The sequence below is a fragment of the Kitasatospora sp. NEAU-69 genome (assembly GCF_057158765.1).
Window position 1 is genome coordinate 1 of sequence record NZ_JBWXUE010000028.1, and the last position, 21,125, is coordinate 21,125.

General features: G+C 71.9%; 24 protein-coding genes and 1 pseudogene. 13 read left to right on the forward strand and 12 right to left on the reverse strand.

Annotated features, from left to right (window positions below):
* Nucleotides 1–692: 692 nt before the first annotated feature.
* Entirely contained in the window at nt 693–1,973 is a 1,281-nt protein-coding gene (locus AC060L_RS27865; RefSeq protein ID WP_483801702.1) for a DUF4190 domain-containing protein, read from the reverse strand.
* A gap of 77 nt (nt 1,974–2,050) precedes the next feature.
* The gene (locus tag AC060L_RS27870) at nt 2,051–2,887 is read right to left on the reverse strand and encodes a methyltransferase domain-containing protein (protein ID WP_483801703.1); all 837 of its coding nucleotides are present in this window, start codon (nt 2,885–2,887) and stop codon (nt 2,051–2,053) included.
* Nucleotides 2,888–2,962: 75 nt separating this feature from the next.
* Here AC060L_RS27870 and AC060L_RS27875 point away from each other — a divergent pair, with 75 nt between their 5' ends.
* The 6 genes and pseudogenes from AC060L_RS27875 (at nt 2,963) to AC060L_RS27900 (ending at nt 6,427) form a co-directional block, all read left to right on the forward strand.
* A complete protein-coding gene (locus AC060L_RS27875) occupies nt 2,963–3,562 on the forward strand; it encodes a pyridoxamine 5'-phosphate oxidase family protein (RefSeq protein WP_483801704.1) in 600 nt (199 codons plus the stop codon).
* Nucleotides 3,563–3,610: 48 nt separating this feature from the next.
* Nucleotides 3,611–4,776 (forward strand): annotated as a pseudogene (locus AC060L_RS27880) (dihydrofolate reductase family protein).
* Between the two features lie 31 nt (nt 4,777–4,807).
* Nucleotides 4,808–5,461 (forward strand): HAD-IA family hydrolase, encoded by a 654-nt coding sequence (locus AC060L_RS27885; RefSeq protein WP_483801705.1) that lies wholly within the window; start codon nt 4,808–4,810, stop codon nt 5,459–5,461.
* A gap of 25 nt (nt 5,462–5,486) precedes the next feature.
* Nucleotides 5,487–5,843 carry a DUF488 domain-containing protein gene (locus AC060L_RS27890; protein WP_483801706.1) on the forward strand — a complete coding sequence of 119 codons (357 nt, stop codon included), beginning with the start codon at nt 5,487–5,489 and terminating at the stop codon, nt 5,841–5,843.
* A gap of 58 nt (nt 5,844–5,901) precedes the next feature.
* The gene (locus tag AC060L_RS27895; RefSeq protein WP_483801707.1) at nt 5,902–6,171 is read left to right on the forward strand and encodes a type II toxin-antitoxin system Phd/YefM family antitoxin; all 270 of its coding nucleotides are present in this window, start codon (nt 5,902–5,904) and stop codon (nt 6,169–6,171) included.
* On the forward strand, nt 6,164–6,427 hold the full coding sequence (locus tag AC060L_RS27900) for a type II toxin-antitoxin system RelE family toxin (protein ID WP_483801708.1): 264 nt from the start codon (nt 6,164–6,166) through the stop codon (nt 6,425–6,427). The genes AC060L_RS27895 and AC060L_RS27900 overlap by 8 nt, the downstream gene beginning before the upstream one ends.
* Nucleotides 6,428–6,540: 113 nt before the next feature.
* On the opposite strand, the gene AC060L_RS27905 is transcribed toward AC060L_RS27900, so the two are convergent.
* From AC060L_RS27905 to ychF, 3 genes are all read right to left on the reverse strand, one after another.
* On the reverse strand, nt 6,541–6,795 hold the full coding sequence (locus tag AC060L_RS27905; RefSeq protein ID WP_483801709.1) for a Txe/YoeB family addiction module toxin: 255 nt from the start codon (nt 6,793–6,795) through the stop codon (nt 6,541–6,543).
* Nucleotides 6,792–7,073 (reverse strand): type II toxin-antitoxin system Phd/YefM family antitoxin, encoded by a 282-nt coding sequence (locus tag AC060L_RS27910; RefSeq protein ID WP_483801710.1) that lies wholly within the window; start codon nt 7,071–7,073, stop codon nt 6,792–6,794. Before AC060L_RS27910 ends, AC060L_RS27905 begins: the two co-directional genes overlap by 4 nt.
* Nucleotides 7,074–7,216: 143 nt before the next feature.
* Nucleotides 7,217–8,290, reverse strand: coding sequence for a redox-regulated ATPase YchF (ychF, locus tag AC060L_RS27915; RefSeq protein ID WP_483801711.1), 1,074 nt, complete (start codon nt 8,288–8,290; stop codon nt 7,217–7,219).
* 159 nt (nt 8,291–8,449) lie between these two features.
* Here ychF and AC060L_RS27920 point away from each other — a divergent pair, with 159 nt between their 5' ends.
* Complete coding sequence (locus AC060L_RS27920; RefSeq protein ID WP_483801712.1) at nt 8,450–9,058, forward strand: DUF6542 domain-containing protein; 609 nt, start codon at nt 8,450–8,452, stop codon at nt 9,056–9,058.
* Nucleotides 9,059–9,149: 91 nt separating this feature from the next.
* Here AC060L_RS27920 and ppgK read toward each other — a convergent pair whose 3' ends face one another.
* Entirely contained in the window at nt 9,150–9,896 is a 747-nt protein-coding gene (gene ppgK / locus AC060L_RS27925) for a polyphosphate--glucose phosphotransferase (RefSeq protein WP_483801713.1), read from the reverse strand.
* Nucleotides 9,897–10,074: 178 nt separating this feature from the next.
* The gene (locus AC060L_RS27930; RefSeq protein WP_483801714.1) at nt 10,075–11,049 is read right to left on the reverse strand and encodes a 4-hydroxy-3-methylbut-2-enyl diphosphate reductase; all 975 of its coding nucleotides are present in this window, start codon (nt 11,047–11,049) and stop codon (nt 10,075–10,077) included.
* 106 nt (nt 11,050–11,155) lie between these two features.
* Here AC060L_RS27930 and AC060L_RS27935 point away from each other — a divergent pair, with 106 nt between their 5' ends.
* The 4 genes from AC060L_RS27935 to AC060L_RS27950 all read left to right on the forward strand — a co-directional run bounded on the left by AC060L_RS27935 (nt 11,156) and on the right by AC060L_RS27950 (nt 14,926).
* Nucleotides 11,156–12,550, forward strand: a complete 1,395-nt coding sequence (locus tag AC060L_RS27935; protein ID WP_483801786.1) for an APC family permease — start codon at nt 11,156–11,158, stop codon at nt 12,548–12,550.
* A 10-nt stretch (nt 12,551–12,560) separates the two neighbouring features.
* Nucleotides 12,561–13,850: an exodeoxyribonuclease VII large subunit gene (gene xseA, locus AC060L_RS27940; protein WP_483801715.1), complete on the forward strand. Its 1,290-nt coding sequence runs from the start codon at nt 12,561–12,563 to the stop codon at nt 13,848–13,850.
* A gap of 36 nt (nt 13,851–13,886) precedes the next feature.
* Nucleotides 13,887–14,135, forward strand: a complete 249-nt coding sequence (locus AC060L_RS27945) for an exodeoxyribonuclease VII small subunit (protein WP_483801716.1) — start codon at nt 13,887–13,889, stop codon at nt 14,133–14,135.
* Between the two features lie 182 nt (nt 14,136–14,317).
* Nucleotides 14,318–14,926, forward strand: a complete 609-nt coding sequence (locus AC060L_RS27950) for a malonic semialdehyde reductase (RefSeq protein ID WP_483801717.1) — start codon at nt 14,318–14,320, stop codon at nt 14,924–14,926.
* Between the two features lie 74 nt (nt 14,927–15,000).
* On the opposite strand, the gene AC060L_RS27955 is transcribed toward AC060L_RS27950, so the two are convergent.
* Nucleotides 15,001–15,537 carry a DUF4245 domain-containing protein gene (locus AC060L_RS27955; RefSeq protein ID WP_483801718.1) on the reverse strand — a complete coding sequence of 179 codons (537 nt, stop codon included), beginning with the start codon at nt 15,535–15,537 and terminating at the stop codon, nt 15,001–15,003.
* A gap of 227 nt (nt 15,538–15,764) precedes the next feature.
* Here AC060L_RS27955 and glpX point away from each other — a divergent pair, with 227 nt between their 5' ends.
* Nucleotides 15,765–16,805, forward strand: coding sequence for a class II fructose-bisphosphatase (gene glpX, locus AC060L_RS27960; RefSeq protein WP_483801719.1), 1,041 nt, complete (start codon nt 15,765–15,767; stop codon nt 16,803–16,805).
* Nucleotides 16,806–16,898: 93 nt separating this feature from the next.
* Here the strand turns inward: glpX and AC060L_RS27965 are convergent, their stop codons facing one another.
* Nucleotides 16,899–17,246 carry a WhiB family transcriptional regulator gene (locus AC060L_RS27965; protein WP_483801787.1) on the reverse strand — a complete coding sequence of 116 codons (348 nt, stop codon included), beginning with the start codon at nt 17,244–17,246 and terminating at the stop codon, nt 16,899–16,901.
* A gap of 333 nt (nt 17,247–17,579) precedes the next feature.
* Complete coding sequence (locus AC060L_RS27970; protein ID WP_483801720.1) at nt 17,580–18,293, reverse strand: DUF1707 SHOCT-like domain-containing protein; 714 nt, start codon at nt 18,291–18,293, stop codon at nt 17,580–17,582.
* Nucleotides 18,294–18,432: 139 nt separating this feature from the next.
* Here AC060L_RS27970 and AC060L_RS27975 point away from each other — a divergent pair, with 139 nt between their 5' ends.
* Nucleotides 18,433–20,100, forward strand: coding sequence for a fumarate hydratase (locus AC060L_RS27975; protein ID WP_483801721.1), 1,668 nt, complete (start codon nt 18,433–18,435; stop codon nt 20,098–20,100).
* 39 nt (nt 20,101–20,139) lie between these two features.
* Here the strand turns inward: AC060L_RS27975 and AC060L_RS27980 are convergent, their stop codons facing one another.
* Nucleotides 20,140–20,463: a nuclear transport factor 2 family protein gene (locus tag AC060L_RS27980; RefSeq protein WP_483801722.1), complete on the reverse strand. Its 324-nt coding sequence runs from the start codon at nt 20,461–20,463 to the stop codon at nt 20,140–20,142.
* A 275-nt stretch (nt 20,464–20,738) separates the two neighbouring features.
* On the reverse strand, nt 20,739–20,969 hold the full coding sequence (locus tag AC060L_RS27985) for a hypothetical protein (RefSeq protein ID WP_483801723.1): 231 nt from the start codon (nt 20,967–20,969) through the stop codon (nt 20,739–20,741).
* Between the last annotated feature and the right edge of the window lie 156 nt (nt 20,970–21,125).

Consider the following 21,125-nt stretch of genomic DNA (forward strand, 5'->3'; position numbering starts at 1 on the left):
GCGCCGGGCCCGGCTCGGTGGGGGTCGAGTCGGGCCCGGCGCGACGCCGACCGTTCCGGTGCCAAGGCTAGGAACGGCCCGCTAACGGGATGTACGGACGAGGTTTCGCTGCCGTCACAGCACCGGGGAGCCCGGTTAACGGCACGTAAGACGAGGGGGTCCAAGGCTGCTCGGGCCTGCGCCCGTCCCGTGCCCGTGACCCGGTGATTCGTACCCGACTAGCTTCGACGGTGCGGCTCCCGCACCGGCCTTCGCCGACCGACTCGCATACCTGCCCCCGATTCCCCCGTCCGGTCGCCGAACCCGAGGAGCCACCGCGGTGCCGGCGCCCGGGGGCACCCACCCGCGGGTGACCGCAGCGCCGCACGCGCCCGTGGCAGAACCACGCGCGTCCGTGGCAAGGCTGTCGCCCGGCTCTCACCGGCGCGAACGCCTCGAGTACGACTATCGCAAGGGTGGACCGGGCGGCCACGTCGGCGCAAGGTCCCTGCTGGTACCTTCGCCGCCGGGTCGCCCGGACCGCCCTGACGGGCTGTACCAGTGCCTCTGCGGACAGTGACGCCGCGCACCACGATCGTGGTCGACGCAGTGGTCGCACCGCACGCAGTGCGGGGGCGCGGCGGCTCGCGCCGGCCGTACTGTGCCAGGTTCGGTTCGTGGCGGCCGGACCGGCGGCCGGACTGGCAGCCGGCTCAGACGCTCTGGGGCGAGCCGCTGCCGCTGCCGGTCGGCGCCTGGTCCAGCCCGGGCTGCTCGGTGGCGAGGTCGAGCAGCGCGCGGACGGCCTTCTGCTGGTCGTAGGCGCGGTGCAGGTCGGACTGCGCGATCGCCTGGGCCAGCGAGTCCACGTCGGTCGGCTGGGCCGCCGACTGGAGGTACGGGATCCGCGCGCGCAGCTCGGCGACCTGGGCGTTCACGGCGGTCCGCACGTCCGGCTCGTAGCTGTTCCGGTCCAGCGCGTCGGTCTGGCTCTGGAGCACCTGCGCCATGGTGGCGGCCCACTCGCGGTAGCCGGCCGGGTCGGCGGCCACGGTGCCGCTCGGGCGCTTGGCGGCGGCCTGGTCGATCGCGTCCATCGCGCGCAGGTAGCTCAGCTGGAAGCCGTTGCTGTCGGTCTCGTCCCTGCGCAGTGAACCGGTGGTCTTGGCCGACGGGTCGGTCAGGAAGCAGGTCGCGGTCCGCTCACCCAGATACCAGGCGCTCTGCTGCGGGTAGTAGTAGTGCACATCGACGCCGGCCGGGAGGGCCCAGTTGTCCATCGCGTACTCACCGGCCAGCTTGCCGCAGACCGGACCGGCCTGGCGCTTGCGCTCGGCCTCGTCCGGATAGCCGTCGCCGGTCAGCTGGGTGCTGCCGACCACCTCGCCGTCGTGCGCCGTGTCGCACGGCAGCCGGCGCACCCCGGTGGTGGCGCGGTCGAAGCAGTCGCCGACGGCGAGGTCGGACTCGGCGACCGTGCCCGCGCCGCGCGGGTGGTACTTGCTGAGGCCGAGCACCACGCCGGCGGTGCAGAGCAGGCCGACCAGCGCGAGCACCATGCCCGCCACCGCGAGGCCGGTGCCGCGCTGCGAGCGCTTGCGGATCTGGACCAGGCCGGCGATACCGAAGCCGAGCGCGAACGGCCACAGGAAGCAGGTGAGGCCGGTGACCAGGGCGGTGATCGAGAAGCCGTTGACGGTCGCCTGCTGCGCTGGCGGCGCGGGGTAGGCCCAGCCGTTGGCGTACGGGGGTGCGGGGTACGGCGGTGCGGGGTACGGCGCTCCCGGGTACGGGCCGGCGGCGGAGTACGGGTTGGCGCCGACGTACGGGCCGCTGCCGGGGTACGGCGGGGTGCCGGCGGCCGGTGGAGCGCCAGGGGCCGGCGCGGCGTCAGGAGCCGGTGCGGCGGTCGGCTGCGGGGCGCTGGGGGGAGCGAACGGATTCGGCTCGCCGTCCTCGGGCTGCTGCGCGCCCTGCTTGCTCTCTGCCGTCATCAGGCTCCCCCTGCACCCGCGTGCACCAGTTCGATGGACTGCGCGACTCTAGCCGACCCCCACCGCCCCGGCCGCGCTCACCCCCGGGCCAGCAGCTCGCCGTGCAGCACCGCGAACCAGCCGTCCGGCTCCACCGTCCAGCGCCGCCAGCCCTCGGCGATCGCGGCCAGCTCCTGCTCGGTCGCGAAGCCCTCGGCCAGCGCGGTGCGGGCCAGCCCCGAGCCGGTCGTCCGGTCCGCCCAGGACTCGCCCCACCAGAGCCGCTCGCCAGGGCTCGCGTACGTCCAGCTCGAACTGGACGCCCGGATGTCGGTGAACCCGGCCGCCCGGGCCCAGGCCGCCAGCCGTCGCCCGGCGTCCGGCTCGCCGCCGTTCGCCCGGGCCGAGCGCCGGTACAGGTCCAACCAGGCGGTCAGCTCGGGCAGTTCGGGGTACCAGGTCATCGCCTCGTAGTCGGCGTCGCGGACCGCGACCACACCGCCGGGCGCGACCACCCGGCGCAGCTCGCGCAGCGCGGCCACCGGGTCGGCCAGGTGCTGCAGCAGCTGGTGGGCGTGCACCACGTCGAACTCCGCTGCCTTGTAGGGAAGTTGATATACGTCGGCGACCTCGAACTCGACATTGGTCAGGCCGCGCGCCGCGGCGTACTCGGCAGCCGCGGCCACCACCTCGGGCGAGCTGTCCACCGCCACCACCCGCCCCTCGGGGCCGACCAGTTCGGCCAGGTCGGCGGTGATGGTGCCGGGCCCGCAGCCGACGTCCAGCAGGCGCAGGCCGGGCGTGAGCTCGGGCAGCAGGTAGCCGGCCGAGTTCGCGGCGGTGCGGCTGCGGTGCGAGCGCAGCACCGCCTCCTGGTGACCGTGGGTATACCGGGCCGCCGGGCCCTGGGCCGTGGGGTTCTGAGGATTCGTCACGATCGCGACTCTATCGATCGTCTCAGCCTGCAAGAAGAACTATCTTGCGATGCGAGACGCGGTATCATGGCGGACATGGGAAAGACCTATGAACGCATAGACGGCCGGCTGCGCTCGTTCATCGAGGCCCAGCCCGTCTTCTTCACCGCCACCGCACCGCTGGCCGAGGACGGTCACGTCAACGTCTCGCCCAAGGGCCGCTCCGGCACCCTGCTGGTGCTGGACGAACTCACCCTGGCCTACCTGGACTTCGGCGGCAGTACCGCGGAGACCATCGCCCACCTGCGGGAGAACGGCCGGATCACGCTGATGTGGTGCGCCTTCACCGGCCCGCCCACCGTGGTGCGGGTGCACGGCACCGGCGAGCCGGTCTTCCGCGACGACCCGCGGTTCGCCGAACTGCTCGGCCGCTTCGCACCCGAGGCGGACGGTGCCGGGCTGCGCGCGGTGGTACTGGTGCACGCCGAGCGGGTCAGCGACTCCTGCGGCTACGCCGTCCCCTTCATGGACTACCGCGAGGACCGGCAGCTGCACGAGCAGTACTTCGGCCGCAAGACCGAGGAGGAGTTCGCCGCGTACACCGCCGGCAAGCCGTACAACGTCGCCAGCGTGGACGGCCTGCCCGCCGTGCCGGTACCGCTGCCCCCGCGCCCGGTGCCCGCACCGGCCAGGTAGGCACCGGCCAGCTAGGGGGCCGCACGGCAGGCACCGTACGGTAGGCGCATGCCGCTGCCCACCCGCCCGTACGTGCTGCTCAGCGCCGCGATGTCGATCGACGGCTACCTCGACGACGCCTCCGCCGAGCGCCTGCTGCTCTCCAACCCGGCCGACTTCGACCGGGTGGACGAGCTGCGGGCCGACTGTGACGCGGTACTGGTCGGCTCAACCACCCTGCGCCGGGACAACCCGCGGCTGCTGGTCAACCACCCGGAGCGGCGGGCCGCCCGGGTCGCCGCCGGGCGCAGCGCCTACCCGGTCAAGGTGACGCTCAGCGCCCGCGGCGACCTCTCGCCCGAGCTGCGGTTCTGGCACACCGGCGAGGCCAAGCTCGTCTACACGACCGAGGCCGCGGCGGCCGGGCTGCGCAGCGCGCTCGACGGCCTCGCCGAGGTGGTCGCACTGGGCGACGCGGTGCGACTCGGCCCGCTGCTGGACGACCTGGGCCGACGCGGGGTGCGCCGGCTGATGGTCGAGGGCGGCGGCTCGGTGCACACGCAGTTCCTCGCCGAGGGGCTGGCCGACGAACTCCAGCTCGCGGTCGCGCCGCTGCTGGTCGGCCACCCGGACGCGCCGCGCTTCGTCAACCCGGCCGACTTCCCCGGCGGGAGCACCCGGCGGCTGCGGCTGCTGGAGGCCCGTACCGTCGGCGATGTCGTGCTGCTCCGCTACGCCCCGAAGGAGTCCGCGCTGTGAACGCCGCTGTGAACCCCGCCGTGAACCCCCTCGACGATGTCGCCTTCCTGAACCGCGCGATCGAGCTGTCCCGGCGGTGTCCGCCGTCCGAGACGGCGTTCTCGGTCGGCGCGGTCATCGTCGCCGCCGACGGCACGGTGCTGGCCGAGGGCTTCAGCCGGGAGAGCGACCCGCTCGACCACGCCGAGGAGGCCGCGCTCGGCAAGCTGGCCGCCGACGACCCCCGGCTGCGCTCGGCCACCCTCTACAGCTCGCTGGAGCCGTGCAGCCGCCGGGCCTCCCGCCCGCACCCGTGCGCCGAGCTGGTCCTGGCGGCCGGGCTGCCCCGGGTGGTGGTCGCCTGGCGCGAGCCCGACCTCTTCGTCACCGGCTGCGAGGGGATCGGCCTGCTGACCGCGGCCGGGGTCGAGGTGGTGGAGCTGCCCGAGCTGGCCGGGGCCGCGCGGGAGGTCAATCGGCACCTTTTGTATCCTTAGGGAACATAAGGTCCCCCTCAGAGGAGTCGGCATGCCCGCCACCACGCTCTCCGTCCGCGCCCTGCTGCTGGACATGGACGGAACCCTGGTCAACTCGGACTCCGTGGTGGAGCGCTGCTGGCGCGGCTGGGCCGCCGCCCAGGGCCTGGACGGCGACCACGTGATGTCCGTGGTGCACGGCCGCCAGGGCCACCTGAGCATGGCGATCCTGCTGCCGGACCGCCCGATGGAGCAGAACCTCGCGGAGAACCGGCGGATGCTCGCCGAGGAGACCGCCGACACCGACGGCGTGGTCGCGATCCCCGGCGCCGCCGCCTTCCTCGCCGCACTCGACGGGCACCCGCACGCCCTGGTCACCTCCGCCGACCTGGCGCTGGCCCGCACCCGGATGGCCGCCGCCGGCCTGCCGATGCCCGAGCTCGCCGTCACCGCCGAGTCGGTCGGCGCCAGCAAGCCCGACCCGGAGGGCTTCCTCAAGGCCGCCGCCGCACTCGGCATCGCCCCCGCCGACTGCCTCGTCTTCGAGGACTCCCAGGCCGGCATCACCGCCGGCCTGGCCGCCGGCATGCGCGTGGTCGGCATCGGCCCGCGCGCCGCCGCACACGCCCCGACCGTGCACGTGCCCGACCTGACGGCCGTTCGGGTCACCCCCGGCGCGGACGGCGAGCTGCTGGTCACCGTCTGACCCATCCTGACCCAGACTTGCCGCCATGAGCCGCTCCCCCGCCGTCCGCACCCGCCGGATCTACGACCCGCCCGAGCCGGCGGACGGCTACCGGGTCCTCGCCGACCGCCTCTGGCCCCGCGGCGTCAGCAAGGAACGCGCCGCCCTCGACGAGTGGGCCAAGGAGCTGGCCCCCTCCGACGAGCTGCGCCGCTGGTTCCACGAGGCCCCCGACACCCGCGCCGACGAGTTCGCCACCCTCTACCGCACCGAACTCGCCACCCCCGAAGCCCGCTCCCGCCTCACCACCCTGCGCACCCACACCCCGCTCACCCTGCTCACGGCGAACAAGGAGCCAGAGGTCAGCCACCTGCGCGTCCTGGTCGAACTGCTGACGGCCTGACGGCCGCAGGGGCGCAGTCCCGTTGTGTACACATGGAACACTCGGTACCCTTGAGCGTATGACGCAGCCCTTGCCCATAGAGTCCATCCGTGACGTCCGCGCGCACCTGGCCGAGGTCGTGGAGCGCGCTGACCGGGACGACGTGCCCACAGTGATCACACGCCGAGGCAAGGAAGTCGCCGCCGTCGTGTCCATCGAGGTGCTCCGGAAGTACCAGGAGTGGGAAGAGCGCGAGATCAACCGGATCATCGACGAGCGCATGGCGAATCCGGCAGCCGGTATCCCCATCGAGGACGTCATGAGGGAGACGCTGGCGCGCGATGAGTGAGTTCCGGACCGTCTTCCGGCCCGAGGCCCAGGCCGAACTCGGGAAGATCCCTCGCGACATGGCGCTGCGCATCCTGGCCAAGCTGACCGAGCTGGAAAGCGATCCCCTCGGTTTCAACACCACGGCTCTCGTGTCCCAGCCCGAGCGTCGCCGCCTACGCGTCGGCGACTGCCGCGTCGTCTACACGATCGACAACGGGGAACTGGTGATCTGGGTCGTCCACGTGGGGCGCCGGTCCACCGTTTACGGGACTTGACCATGAGGAAGGGGCTGGCGCGCGCCTGAGCGAGCACTGGACCGAGGTTTCGAGGGGTCATCGCGGCGCGGGAGGGGCATGCCACCTCCCAGTACGCACCGAACACTCGCCGATCAGTAGTGATAGCGGGCGGCCAGGATGATGATCTCTTCATCCGTGACCAGGTAGACGAGGCGGTGCTCGTCATCGATCCGCCGTGACCAGGCGCCGGGCAGGTGGTACTTCAGCGGCTCGGGCTTGCCGATCCCGGTGAATGGATCACGGCGGGCATCCTCGATGAGCTTGTTGATCCGGGCGAGCATCTTGCGGTCGCTCCTGAGCCAGGACGTGTAGTCCTCCCAGCCCTGATCCTCGAAGACGAGCCTCACGCGGCGCCCTGCCCCGCATCCACCGCATCCGGGTCGATCAGCTCGCGCTCGGAGAGGTTGGTGCGACCGAGGGCGTTCTCGTACGCCTTGAGCAGGCGGCGGGCATTCGCGGGCGATCGCAGCAGGTAGGAGCCTTCGCGCAGGGCGGCGTAGTCCTCGGCGGACACGAGGACCGCGTTCCCGTGCTTGGAGACGATCTCGATCGCCTCATGGTCGTCGTTGACCTTCTTGATGAGCGGGAAGAGATCCTTGCGGGCCTCGCTCGCAGTGATCGACATGACAGGGAACCCCTTCGGTGAGTGGTACCGAATAACGTACCACTCGCGGGGCTGGCCAGCAGGGCGTTCAGTGCGGGAACAGGCCAGGGGCCCGTCCCCAGCGCGGACGGACCCCCTACTGACCTGCGTAACCGACGCTGCAACTAGACGTTGAAGCGGAACTCCACCACGTCGCCGTCCTGCATCACGTACTCCTTGCCCTCGATGCGGGACTTGCCCTTGGAGCGGGCCTCGGGGATCGAGCCGCACTCGACGAGGTCGGCGAAGGAGACGATCTCGGCCTTGATGAAGCCCTTCTGGAAGTCGGTGTGGATCACACCGGCCGCCTCAGGAGCGGTCGCGCCCTTCTTGATGGTCCAGGCGCGGACCTCCTTCGGGCCCGCCGTCAGGTAGGTCTGCAGGCCCAGGGTGTCGAAGCCGACCCGGCCGAGGGTGGCCATGCCGGGCTCCTCCTGGCCCATCGACTGGAGGAGCTCCAGGGCGTCCTCGTCGTCCATGCCGATCAGCTCGGACTCGATCTTGGCGTTCAGGAAGATCGCCTCGGCCGGGGCGACCAGGGCGCGCAGGCCGTCCTTGAACTCCTCGTCGGTCAGCTCGTCCTCGTCCACGTTGAAGACGTAGAGGAAGGGCTTCGTGGTGAGCAGGTGCAGCTCGCGCACCGAGGTGGCGTCGAAGCGGGCCTCGAAGAGGGTCTTGCCGGTCTCCAGGATCTTCTGGGCGGCCTCGGCGGCGGCCAGCGTGGCGGCCGACTCCTTCTTGAGGCGAGCCTCCTTCTGCAGGCGCGGCAGGACCTTCTCGATCGACTGGAGGTCGGCCAGGATCAGCTCGGTGTTGATCGTCTCGATGTCGTCCTTGGGCGACACCTTGCCGTCCACGTGGACCACGTCGGGGTCGTTGAAGGCCCGGATGACCTGGCAGATCGCGTCCGACTCACGGATGTTGGCCAGGAACTTGTTGCCCAGGCCCTCGCCCTCGGAGGCGCCGCGGACGATGCCGGCGATGTCCACGAAGTCGACGGTGGCGGGCAGGATCCGCTCCGAGCCGAAGATCTTGGCGAGCACGGCGAGACGGGGGTCCGGCACGCCGACCACGCCGACGTTCGGCTCGATCGTGGCGAACGGGTAGTTGGCCGCCAGGACGTCGTTCTTGGTCAGGGCGTTGAACAGGGTCGACTTGCCGACGTTCGGCAGGCCGACGATTCCGATCGTGAGCGACATGAAGCGAGATCCCGTGGGCTTGGAGGGGGTGAAGCGGCACCGTACGGGCCGATCGCCCAGTCTAACGGGGCGGCGCCGGGCCGCCGACGGGTCAGGACACGGACGAGTTCCGAGGCCTCATTACCTTCGGTGATTTAAATCGGACCGTACGTTGGGTGGGTGGAGCAGAGCATCCGTACCCAGCCGCCCGGGCCTCGGCCCCGACCGCCAGCCGGCGGCGGGGCGCACGAGGCCGCCGTACCGGGGCCCGCCGCACCCCGCGACCCCGTCGGTGTCAGGCCGTCCCGGCTGCGCCCCGCCTCCGGTGGGCGGGCCGCGCTGGCCCGGCTCAGGCCGCGGCTGCCGCTGGCCCGGAGCGGCGGCGGCAAGCCCGCCGGCGCGGGCGGCGGCCGGCCGGCCCGGCTGACCGCGGTCGGCACCGGGCTGCTGGCGGTGGTCGGCACGCTCGGGTTCGGCCTGCTCGACGTCTGGCTCTTCGACGGGCTCGGGATGCTCTTCGGGCTCGGCTTCGTGCTGGTCAGCTTCCAGAGCGCGGTCCGGGTCCGGTCCGCCGACCTGCCGGCCGCACCGATCAGCGGGCCGATCGCGTTCGCGCTGGCCGTCTGGCTGCTCGGACCGGTGGCGATGCCCGGGGTGATCGGGCAGGTGCTGGCGCTGGCGAGCGGGCTGGCGCAGCTGGCCGGCTGGCTGTTCGCCGGGACCGGGCTGGCGGCCGCGATCGTCGGCGCCCGCTGGATCGCCCAGCGCCGGATCCGCCGCAGCCGGTGAGGCGGCCCGGCGAAGCGATCCGGTGAGGCGATCCCGTGAGGCAGTCCGGTGAGGCGATCCGGCGGGCGCCGCTGCCGGCGGCCGCCGGCGGTCAGATCTTGGCCGCCGCCATCGCCGCGCCGACGATGCCCGCGTCGTTGCGCAGCTCGGCCGGGACCACCCGGGCGTCGCGCGGGGTCAGCAGCGGCAGGAACTTGTCGGCCTTGCGGCTGACACCACCACCGATGATCACCAGCTGCGGCGAGAAGAGCCGCTCCACCAGCTCCAGGTACTCGTCCACCCGCCCGGCCCACTCGGACCAGCTCAGCTGGTGCCGCTCGCGCGCGGCCGCCGAGGACCGCCGCTCGGCGTCCTTGCCACGCATCTCCAGGTGGCCCAGCTCGGTGTTGGGCACCAGCACGCCGTCCACGAAGAGCGCGCTGCCGATGCCGGTGCCGAAGGTCAGCACCAGCACCACGCCACCCTGATCGCGGCCGGCGCCGTGCGCGACCTCGGCCAGGCCGGCCGCGTCGGCGTCGTTGAGCACCACCACGGGCAGGCCGAGGCCCTCGCGGAACAGCTTCTCGGCGTCCAGCCCGATCCAGCCCTGGTCCACGTTGGCGGCGCTGCGGGTGTGCCCGTCCACCACCACGCCGGGGAAGGTCAGGCCGACCGGTCCCTGGTGATCGAAGTGCCCGACCACCTCGCGGACCGCGCCGAGCACCGCCTGCGGCGAGGCGGGCTGCGGGGTGAGCACCTTGTGCCGGGGCTCGGCGAGCGTGCCGCCGTCCAGGTCCACCGGCGCGCCCTTGATGCCCGAGCCGCCGATATCGACACCGAATACCGAGAATGCCGTCACGTCCGAAGCCTCCGTCATGTCCGTACCCGTCCCGAACTCGGGCCTGGTTACGAGTCTGGGTCAGGTACGGACGGAAAGCAGCTCGAATCTGCCACAGGGCGCAGGGAATCTGTCAGCGCGTCAGTGAGTCGTGGCGGTGAGTCGTGTCGGTGAGCCGGTGTGGCGGTGAGTCAGGCGCTCAGGCCTTGCCGGCCGCCTCGGCGCGCAGGTCGCGGCGCAGCTCCTTGGGCAGCGAGAAGGTCAGCGTCTCCTCGACCGTGCGGACCGTCTCGACGTCGCCGAAGCCGCGCTCGGCCAGCCAGGCCAGCACGCCCTGGACCAAGATCTCCGGCACCGAGGCGCCACTGGTCAGGCCGACCGTGGTGACGCCCGCCAGCCAGGCCTCGTCCAGCTCCTCGGCGAAGTCGACCAGGTGGGCGGCCTTCGCGCCGTACTCCAGGCCGACCTCGACGAGGCGGACCGAGTTGGAGGAGTTCTTCGAGCCGACCACGATCAGCAGGTCGGTCTCGGGGGCGATCTGCTTGACCACCACCTGGCGATTCTGGGTCGCGTAGCAGATGTCGTCGCTCGGCGGCGAGACCAGCAGCGGGAAGCGCTTCTTCAGCCCGCCGACGGTGGCCATCGTCTCGTCCACCGACAGCGTGGTCTGGGACAGCCAGACCACCTTGCTCTCGTCGCGGACCTGCACGTTCGCCACGTCCTCGGGGCCGTCCACCAGGTGGATCCGGTCCGGGGCCTCGCCCATCGTGCCGACCACCTCCTCGTGGCCCTCGTGGCCGACCAGCAGGATGTCGTAGTCCTCGTCCGCGAACCGGACGGCCTCCTTGTGCACCTTGGTGACCAAGGGGCAGGTGGCGTCGATGGTGGCGAGCTTGCCGGCCTTCGCCTCGTCGTGCACCGAGGGGGCCACGCCGTGCGCGGAGAAGACCACGATCGAGCCCTCGGGCACCTCCTGCGTCTCATCGACGAAGATGGCGCCCTGCTTCTCCAGGGTCTGCACGACGAACTTGTTGTGGACGATCTCCTTGCGGACGTAGATCGGTGCCCCGTACTGCTCCAGGGCCTTCTCCACGGCGATGACGGCGCGGTCCACACCCGCGCAGTAGCCCCGGGGGGCGGCGAGCAGGACGCGGCGCGAAGCGGTGGTCGACATGGCACCTATGGTACGGGCGGCGCGGGTGGCCCGGGTGCCGCGCCGATCGGCCGGGACCTGCCGCACCCGGGCTGCGTCAGGTGGTCCAATCGGCAGCGTGAACGAACTGGCCCGATCCGATGGACCGCCACCCGGCGGACCGCCGCCCGCCGAACCGCTGCCCGACGGATCGCCGCCCGGCGGCCTGCGCCGCAGTCTCGGCCTGCGCGACCTGGTGGTCTACGGTCTGCTCTTCATCGCCCCGATGGCACCGGTGGGCGTCTTCGGGGTGCTGGACGCGAAGAGCGGCGGCGCGGTCGCCGCGGTCTACCTGGCGGCGACGGTGGCGATGGGGTTCACCGCGTTCTCGTACGCGCAGATGGTCCGGGCGGTGCCGCGCACCGGCTCGGTCTTCGCGTACGCACGGGCCGGGCTCGGCGAGGGCCCGGGCTTCATCGCCGGCTGGATGGCGATGCTCGACTACCTGCTGATCCCGGCGGTCGCGTACCTCTTCTCGGGGATCGCGCTGCACGCCCTGGTTCCGGGCGTGTCGCGCTGGGTCTGGACGCTGCTGGCGGTGCTGGTGACCACCGCGCTCAACCTGGCCGGGGTGCGCACCGCGGCGGCCGTCGGCTTCGCGGTGCTCGCAATGGAGCTGGTGGTGCTGGCGGTCTTCGTCGCGGCCGCGCTGTTCGTGCTGGCCAGGGACGGCTCGGTGCGCCCGGTGCTGTCACCGCTGACCGGGGTGGACGGCTTCTCGCCCGGCGCGGTGCTGAGCGCGGTCAGCGTCGCGGTGCTCTCCTACCTGGGCTTCGACGCGATCGCCTCGTTCGTCGAGGAGGCGGTCGGCGCCTCGGCCGCGGTGGCCAGGGCGGTGCTGCTCTGCCTGGCGCTGGCCGGCCTGCTCTTCGTCGCGCAGACGTACCTGGCCGCGCTGCTGGAGCCGCTCACCCCGCAGCAGCTGGCCGAGCAGCCCGACGCGCAGGGCTCGGCGTTCTACGACACCGCGCAGAGCGCGGTCGGCCACTGGCTGCACACGCTGATCGCGGTCAGCAAGGCGATCGGCGCGGCCTTCGCGGCGCTGGCCGGCCAGGCCGCGGCCGGGCGGCTGCTCTTCGCGATGGCCCGGGAGGGACGGCTGCCGCGCGCGCTCGCGGCGGTGGACCGGGCCTGCGGCGTGCCGCGCCGGGCGCTGCTCGGCGCGGCCGTCGTGACGCTGGCCGCCGCGGGCTGGGCGGCCTCGGGCGACGACGGGCTGGACCGGCTCACCTCGGTGGTGGACATCGGCGCGCTGACCGCGTTCGCGCTGCTGCACGCCTCGGTGATCGGCTGGTACACCGTCAGGCACGGCTCCCGGGACCGGGTGCGGCACCTGCTGCTGCCGGTGCTCGGGATCGCGGTGATCGTCGTGGTGGTCTGGCGGGCGGCGCACAGCGCGCAGCTGGTCGGCCTGGTCTGGCTGGCGGCGGGGCTGGTGGTGGTCGCGGTCCAGCGGAGTCGCACTGTCACGCGGCAGCGCTAGCCTCGTACGCATGGCCAACCCGAGTTCACCCGAAGAACCGATCCCGGTCGGCAAGGTCTCCCAGCTGATCGGCGGCTGGGTGGAGCGCCTGGGCGCGGTCTGGGTGGAGGGGCAGGTCACCCAGCTGAGCCGGCGCCCCGGCATGCAGTTCCTGACGCTGCGCGACCCGGACAAGGACGTCTCACTCGGCGTCACCTGCTTCCGCTCGGTGCTCGAACCGCTCGCCGACACGCTGCACGAGGGCTCCCGGGTGCTCGTGCACGCCAAGCCCGAGTGGTACACCGCGCGCGGCACGCTGTCGCTGCGGGCCACCGAGATCCGGCTGGTCGGGCTCGGCGAGCTGCTGGCCCGGCTGGAGCAGCTGAAGCGCCGGCTGGCCAGCGAGGGGCTGTTCGCCACCGAGCGCAAAAGGCCGCTGCCGTTCCTGCCGCACTGCGTCGGCCTGGTCACCGGCCGGGCCAGCGCCGCCGAGCGGGACGTGCTGGAGAACGCCCGGCGGCGCTGGCCGGCGGTCCGCTTCGAGATCCGCAACGTGCTGGTGCAGGGCCCGCAGGCGGCCGGCCAGGTCACGGCGGCGGTGCGCGAGCTGGACGGGCTCCCCGAGGTGGACGTGATCGTGGTGGCGCGCGGCGGCGGCAGCGTGGAGGACCTGCTGCCGTTCTCGGACGAGGAGCTCTGCCGGACCGTCGCGGCCGCCCGGACCCCGGTGGTCAGCGCGATCGGGCACGAGCCGGACCAGCCGCTGCTGGACTTCGTCGCCGACCTGCGGGCCTCGACCCCCACCGACGCGGCCAAGCGGGTGGTGCCGGACGTCGGCGAGGAGCAGGCCAAGGTGCAGCAGCTGCGCGACCGGGCCCGGCGCACGGTCACCGCGCTGGTGGAGCGGGAGCGGGCCGGGCTGGCCGGGGTGCGCAGCCGTCCCGCGCTGGCCGCGCCGCACCGGCTGCTGGACGAGCGCGGGCACGAGCTGGCCGCGCTGCGCGACCGGGCCAGGCGCACGCTGGGCCACCGGCTGGACCGCGCCGAATCGGATCTCGGGCACACGCTGGCCCGGGTGGTGGCGCTCTCCCCCGCCGCGACGCTGGAGCGCGGCTATGCGGTGCTCCAGCGGGCCGACGGGCACGTGGTGACCGACCCGGCCGCGCTGGCGGCCGGCGAGCCGCTGCACGCCCGGGTGGCGGGCGGCGGGTTCGAGGTGACGGTCGGCGAGCGGGGTGGTGAGCAGGGTGGTGAGCAGGTCGGCGAGCGGGGTGGTGAGCAGCCGTCGGGGGCGGCCGGGGAGGCGGACTCGGCGCAGTAGGCGACCGCTGTCCGTCGCGGCCCCTAGGCTGGCAGCATGAGCGAGGCGGAGAACGGCAGCACCAGGACGTCGGCAAGCTCGGAGCCGGGCTACGAGCAGGCCAGGGACGCCCTGATGGAGGTCGTCCGGCAGCTGGAGACCGGCGGCACCACGCTGGAGGAGTCGCTGGCCCTGTGGGAGCGCGGCGAGGAGCTGGCCAAGATCTGCCAGCGCTGGCTGGACGGCGCCCGGGCCCGGCTGGACGCGGTGCTCGCGGCCGAGCACGAGAGTGGCGGGGCCGGCTGATCCCCATCCGAACGGCGAGGGCCGGCAAGCCCCCGGACTGACATGACTCAGCGCAGACATGACTCAGTACTGTGATGCAGATCACAGTCACTTAAGGAATCGTTGAAAATTCACCTACGTTGGACCCATGTGAGCGGCATCCGCCGCACCACAGTCAAGCCAGCATGAGGTGTGTAGCAATCATGACCATCACCAACGACGCGCTGATCCTCGACCCGACCGCTCAGGACCTGCTCTTCCGCGAGGCCCACACCGCCAACAGCTTCACCGACGAGCCGGTCACCGACGAGCAGGTGCAGGCGATCTACGACCTGGTCAAGTACGCGCCGACCTCGTTCAACCAGCAGCCGCTGCGCGTCGTCCTGGTCCGCTCCCCCGAGGCCCGCGAGCGCCTGGTCTCGCACCTGATGGACGGCAACAAGGCCAAGACCGCCGCCGCCCCGCTGGTCGCGATCCTGGCCGCCGACAACGAGTTCCACGAGGAGATCCCGCGGCTGGTCCCGCACTTCCCGCAGGCCAAGGATGTGTTCTTCTCGGAGCGCTCGTTCCGTGAGACCTCGGCGCACTTCAACGGCGCGCTCCAGGTCGGCTACTTCATCCTCGGCGTGCGCGCGGCCGGCCTGGCCGCCGGCCCGATGACCGGCTTCAACGCCGAGGGCATCAACAAGGACTTCTTCGCCGACGGCGACCACTCGGTGCTGGCCGTCGTGAACATCGGCAAGCCGGGCGAGGACGCCTTCAACCCGCGCAGCCCGCGGCTGTCGTACGACGAGGTCGTGACCACGGTCTGATCCCGGACAGTCGAAGGCCCGATCTGCGAGCTCGCAGATCGGGCCTTCGGCGTTCAGGTCGCCGGTGCGGAGCGTCAGTGCAGCGCCTGGGCGAGCTGGTCGAGCTCCGTGTACGAGGCGCTGCCGGTCACCAGGGTGGTCGCGTTGCCGGTGGTCTCGGCCAGGCCGCGGTAGCGGTCGCCCTGGTAGCGGTTCCAGGACTGGCCGGCCACGGTCGCGGTGCCGTCCGGCTGGTAGCCCGTCACAATGCTCTTGAGCAGGTCGTTGGCCGAGCCGTCGGTCTGCTCGACGGCCGCGTACTTGCCGTCCGGCGTCACGAAGCCCAGGTGCCAGCCGGCGTGGCCGTCGGCGTCCGTCTGGTAGGTCACCGAGGTGGCCCGCCACTTGTCCGACAGCCCCTCGGGCGCCTTCAGCGGGTACGGTGCGGCCCGCTTCGCCGAGGCGAGCGCGGAGCTGTAGTCCACGACGTGAACCCCGTCACCGTTGGTGCTGTGCGGGATGGTCAGATAGGCCACCAGGGCCACACCCATGACGGCGAGCATCGACAGGACCATGTCCCGTACGGTCTGTCGCCCTCTACTTTTGCCTGCCATCCCACCATGGTGACCCATGGTGTCCGCGCGCCCGGCACCCGGGGTGCCCGCGAACGGAGTACCCGGGAGCGCCCTGCCCCCGAGTGGCCCAATCCCCCCAAACCAGCACAGAACCGCTGGTGGGAGGGACCCGCGCCACAGACAGTCATCCAATCCGCAGATACGATCAGGGGACCCTCATCGCAGCGCTCGACCAGACAGTAGTCGACCGCTCACTGGCCGTCGCGTACAGAGAGGTATCGACGATGACCGCGCAGCACCCCTCACACCTTCCGCGTGCCCTGGAAGTCGCCCCCGAGGCACCCGACCGCAACCTGGCCCTGGAGCTCGTCCGTGTCACCGAGGCGGCCGCCATGGCCGCCGGCCGCTGGGTCGGCCGCGGCGACAAGAACGGCGCCGACGGCGCGGCCGTCAAGGCCATGCGCTCCCTCGTCTCGACCGTCTCGATGAACGGCATCGTCGTCATCGGAGAGGGCGAGAAGGACGAAGCCCCGATGCTCTACAACGGCGAGCGGGTCGGCGACGGCACCGGCGCCGAGTGCGACGTCGCGGTTGACCCCGTGGACGGCACCACGCTGACCGCCAAGGGCATGAACAACGCCGTCGCCGTCCTGGCGGTCGCCGACCGCGGCACCATGTTCGACCCCAGCGCCGTCTTCTACATGGACAAGCTGATCACCGGCCCCGAGGCCGCCGACTTCGTGGACATCACCGCTCCCGCCGCGGTGAACATCCGCCGGGTCGCCAAGGCCAAGGGCAGCGCCGTCGAGGACGTCACCGTGGTGGTCCTGGACCGCCCGCGGCACGACGGACTGGTCCGCGAGATCCGCGAGGCCGGCGCCCGGATCAAGTTCATCTCGGACGGCGACGTGGCCGGCGCGATCATGGCCGCCCGCGAGGGCACCGGCATCGACCTGCTGATGGGCGTCGGCGGCACCCCCGAGGGCATCATCGCGGCCTGCGCGATGAAGTGCATGGGCGGCGTGATCCAGGGCCGCCTGTGGCCCAAGGACGAGGCCGAGAAGCAGCGCGCCCTGGACGCCGGCCACGACCTGGACCGGGTGCTCACCACGAACGACCTGGTCAGCGGCGAGAACGTGTTCTTCGTCGCCACCGGCATCACCGACGGCGAGCTGCTGCGCGGTGTCCACTACCGCCAGGAGACCGCCACCACCAGCTCGCTGGTGATGCGCTCGAAGAGCGGCACGATCCGCCAGATCGACTCCGTCCACAAGCTGTCCAAGCTGCGGGCGTACAGCACGATCGACTTCGACCGCGCCAACTGACGGACGGCCCGACTCCCAGGGCCGTCCCACTCGACCGTCCCACCGACGTTCGACCGTGCCACTGAGCGCCGTTCCCCACCCGGGGGGCGGCGCTCAGCCGGCTATCAGCCCGCGCCGCGCCGGCATCAGCTGCCCCGCCGCGAGCACCGCGGTCTCGGCGTTGACCAGCTCGACCTCGCGCCGGCGCCGGCGCGCCAGCACCACCCGCCGTTCGGCCGCCGTCAGCCCGCCCCAGACGCCGTACGGCTCCGGCTGGGCGAGCGCGTGCTCGCGGCACTCCAGCAGCACCGGGCAGCGCGCACAGACCTGCTTGGCGTGCTCCTCGCGGGCCAGCCGGGCAGCGGTCGGCTCCTTCGAGGGGGCGAAGAACAGCCCGGCCTCGTCACGCCGGCAAGCCGCCAGGGTGTGCCAGGGGTTGTCCTCCAGCTGGTCGAGCCGCACCGCCGTCCCAGGAGTCTGCTGGGGCCCGCGCGGCCCGGCGGCGCGGACGAATTCGGTGGTGCGGGGCTCGATCGAGTGCAGCACGGCAACTCCTGACACTGCTCGGGGAAGGCTCGGCTCGCCGCACGGCTGCCGTCTGTATGCCGTACGACGCCGTCTGACCGAAGCCCTTCAAGTAACGATGTGCGAGGGAATTACCCCGCGCACCCCCGGTTCATGCACACCGTGTCCGCCCGGCCACAGCCTGCACTCGACCCAACCGTGAGTGTCGGTCGGCGAGTTGACGGAATGTGTGGTTCCGCTGCGGCGGCGCCGCGCCGCCGGGCGGCTGGCTCAGTCGAGCTGCTTGCGCACCCACTCCTTGATCTTCTTGCCCTTGCGCGGCTTCGCCTCGCAGCCGCCGAAGATCGCCGCACCCTTGATCCGGACCACCGGCGCGTACGGATCCGCCACGGTCTGCTCGCGGACGTCGAAGCCGCCGAAGATGCCGACCCCGCTGCCGACCAGCGAGACGTTCTCCGGCACCCGGACCGAGACCCCGCCGAAGACGGAGGTCACCTCGATCACCACCTCCGGCGACTCGAAGACCGCGTCGGACAGGTCCACCAGCACCCCGCCGAAGACGGCGACCACCTTGAGGTGCGAGCCGACCCGCCAGCGGCCCTTGCGCTCGGCGCCGCCGAAGACGGCGACCACGCTGGCCGGCTCCTCGCGGCCCGGCGGCAGCGGCGGGGCCGCCGGCCGTGCGTCCTGTGACGGCTGCGGCTGGTCGGAGGAGAGCGGCCGGTGGGTCGGCAGGTCGCGGGTGAGCGGGACCAGCTCGCCGAGCGTCTTGGCGTTGTAGGCGGCCTCGATCCGCTCGGAGTGCTCGTCGACGGTCAGCCGGCCCTCGGCGTAGGCGTCGCGCAGCAGCTCGGCGATCTTCTCCCGGTCGGCGTCCGAGGCGCGCAGTTCGGCCTCCGCCACCCGGGACACCTGGTCCGGGCGCGGGGCTTGCCGCTTCTCCATCGGCACGGGCTGGTCGGATGGTGACGTCGGATTCTCCACGGACTCAGCCTAGGGCCTGCCCTCGCGCGGACGTGAGCCCGGTCACGCAGGCTCACCCGGCCACACCGGACGCCCCCGTGGGTTCTACGCTGGAGGGCGCTTCGCCGACGCAGCACCACCGAATCCGTGAGGACCTCGCATGGCACCGACGCCAGACTTCGCCTACTCCGACCTCCTGCCGCTCGGGGCCGACCCCACCCCGTACCGCAAGCTGACCTCCGAGGGTGTCAGCACCTTCGAGGCGGGCGGCCGGCGTTTCCTGCAGGTCGAGCCGGAGGCGCTGCGCCTGCTCACGGCGACCGCCATGCACGACATCTCGCACTACCTGCGCCCGGCCCACCTGGCCCAGCTGCGCCGGATCCTGGACGACCCCGAGGCCAGCCCGAACGACCGCTTCGTGGCGCTGGACCTGCTGAAGAACGTCAACATCTCGGCCGGCGGCATCCTGCCGATGTGCCAGGACACCGGCACCGCGATCGTGATGGGCAAGCGCGGCCAGAACGTGCTGACGGCGGGCGGCGACGAGGCCGCGATCGCCGGCGGCGTCTTCGACGCGTACACCAAGCTGAACCTGCGGTACTCGCAGATGGCTCCGGTGACCATGTGGGACGAGAAGAACACCGGCAACAACCTGCCGGCCCAGATCGAGCTCTACGCGACCGACGGCGACGCGTACAAGTTCCTCTTCATGGCCAAGGGCGGCGGCAGCGCCAACAAGTCGTACCTGTACCAGGAGACGAAGGCGATTCTCAACGAGAAGAGCATGCTCGCCTTCCTGGAGCAGAAGATCCGCTCGCTCGGCACCGCCGCCTGCCCGCCGTACCACCTGGCCATCGTGGTCGGCGGCACCAGCGCCGAGTTCGCGCTGAAGACCGCCAAGTACGCCTCGGCGCACTACCTGGACGAGCTGCCGACCTCGGGCGACGCCGCGACCGGCCACGGCTTCCGCGACCTGGAGCTGGAGGCCAAGGTCACCGAGCTGACCCAGAAGATCGGCATCGGCGCGCAGTTCGGCGGCAAGTACTTCTGCCACGACGTGCGCGTGATCCGGCTGCCCCGGCACGGCGCCTCGCTGCCGGTCGCGATGGCCGTCTCCTGCTCGGCCGACCGCCAGGCACTCGGCAAGATCACGGCCGAGGGCGTCTTCCTGGAGCAGCTCGAGACCGACCCGGCCAAGTACCTGCCGGAGACCACGGACGAGCACTTGGACGACGCCGTCGTGCGGATCGACCTCAACCAGCCGATGGCCGACATCCGCTCCGAGCTGGCCAAGCACCCGGTGAAGACCCGGCTGTCGCTGACCGGCACGCTGGTCGTGGCCCGCGACATCGCGCACGCCAAGATCAAGGAGCGCCTGGACGCCGGCGAGGGCATGCCCCAGTACCTCAAGGACCACCCGGTGTACTACGCCGGCCCCGCCAAGACCCCCGAGGGCTACGCCTCCGGCTCCTTCGGCCCGACCACGGCCGGCCGGATGGACTCCTACGTGGACCAGTTCCAGGCGGCCGGCGGCTCGATGGTGATGCTCGCCAAGGGCAACCGCTCCAAGCAGGTCACCGACGCCTGCGCGAAGCACGGCGGCTTCTACCTCGGCTCGATCGGCGGCCCGGCGGCGCGCCTCGCGCAGGACTGCATCAAGAAGGTCGAGGTGCTGGAGTACGCCGAGCTGGGCATGGAGGCGGTCTGGCGGATCGAGGTCGAGGACTTCCCGGCGTTCATCGTGGTGGACGACAAGGGCAACGACTTCTTCGCCGAGGTGACCGACGGCCCGCTGATCACCAGCATCCGGGTGCGCTCGGCGCAGTAGTCGACGTACTCCCGGGCCGGGCAGGTGTGGCGGAGGTCGTCACGCCTGCCCGGTCTCGAACCGGCTGATCCTGCCGTTCTCGACCGTGAACCGCCAGGCGGTGCGCATCTCGCCCCAGGTCTCGTTGCGGAAGTTGGCGATCAGCGCGCGGCCGCCGTCCGACTCGGTCTGCACCTCCATGTGGCCGCGGGAGGAGAAGATCTCCTTGTCGATCCACTGTTCCAGGTCCCGGTCGGAGCCGTCGTCCGACATCGTCGCGCCCTCGGTGAGGAGGGCGTGGAAGGCCGCGCGGTCGTTGTCGTTGATCGCGGTGACGAGCGCGCGGACGGTCGGGTCGGAGAGCTTCGCGGGGGAGATGGTCATCTGACGCTTCCTCGGGGCGCGGGGGTGGTTTCCAGCACTCTCACACGGCACGGCGGGCAACCTGCGGCGCACCACCGAGCGGGCCGCGCGGATACCCCGGATGCACGCCGGGCGTCCCTGGAGCGGCATGGGTCACGCGGCCATCGACGGCTCCGGCCGGGCACCTGGGAGGCGGGGCCCGCACGGCGGGCCCGGAACGAGCTGAGCCCCCGGGGGTCCGGGGGCTCTCCGCGCGTAGCGTCGTCGGACAACTACGTGATGCAAATTGGCCAAAGTCAGGGCTGGTCGACCAGTGCCGACTGAGTGCTGACGATGGCGCCGTCCGGCGCCGGGGTGCTCCCACCAGTGGACGGGGTGGCTGGGGTGCCGGTCGCGTCCGCAGCACTCAGGCTCGGCTCGATGTGCTGGCTGGCGGCCTGCTCCGTGCCGTGGACCGCGCTGGTCATGACAGCGTCCATCGCGTCCATGTCCGTGGGGACAGCGATCGGAGTCTCATTCTCGGCCATAGCCGAACCACCTCTCGGGGTGTCAGTACTGAACGGCCCCGGTCGGTCTGGCCGGGGCGTGGGGACAGTATCGTAGGGGTCGCTAAATGTCTTATAAACAGCCCTCCAGGCGCACAATGTGCCCGATTTGCCCTTCCTGACCGGGCAACGTGGACC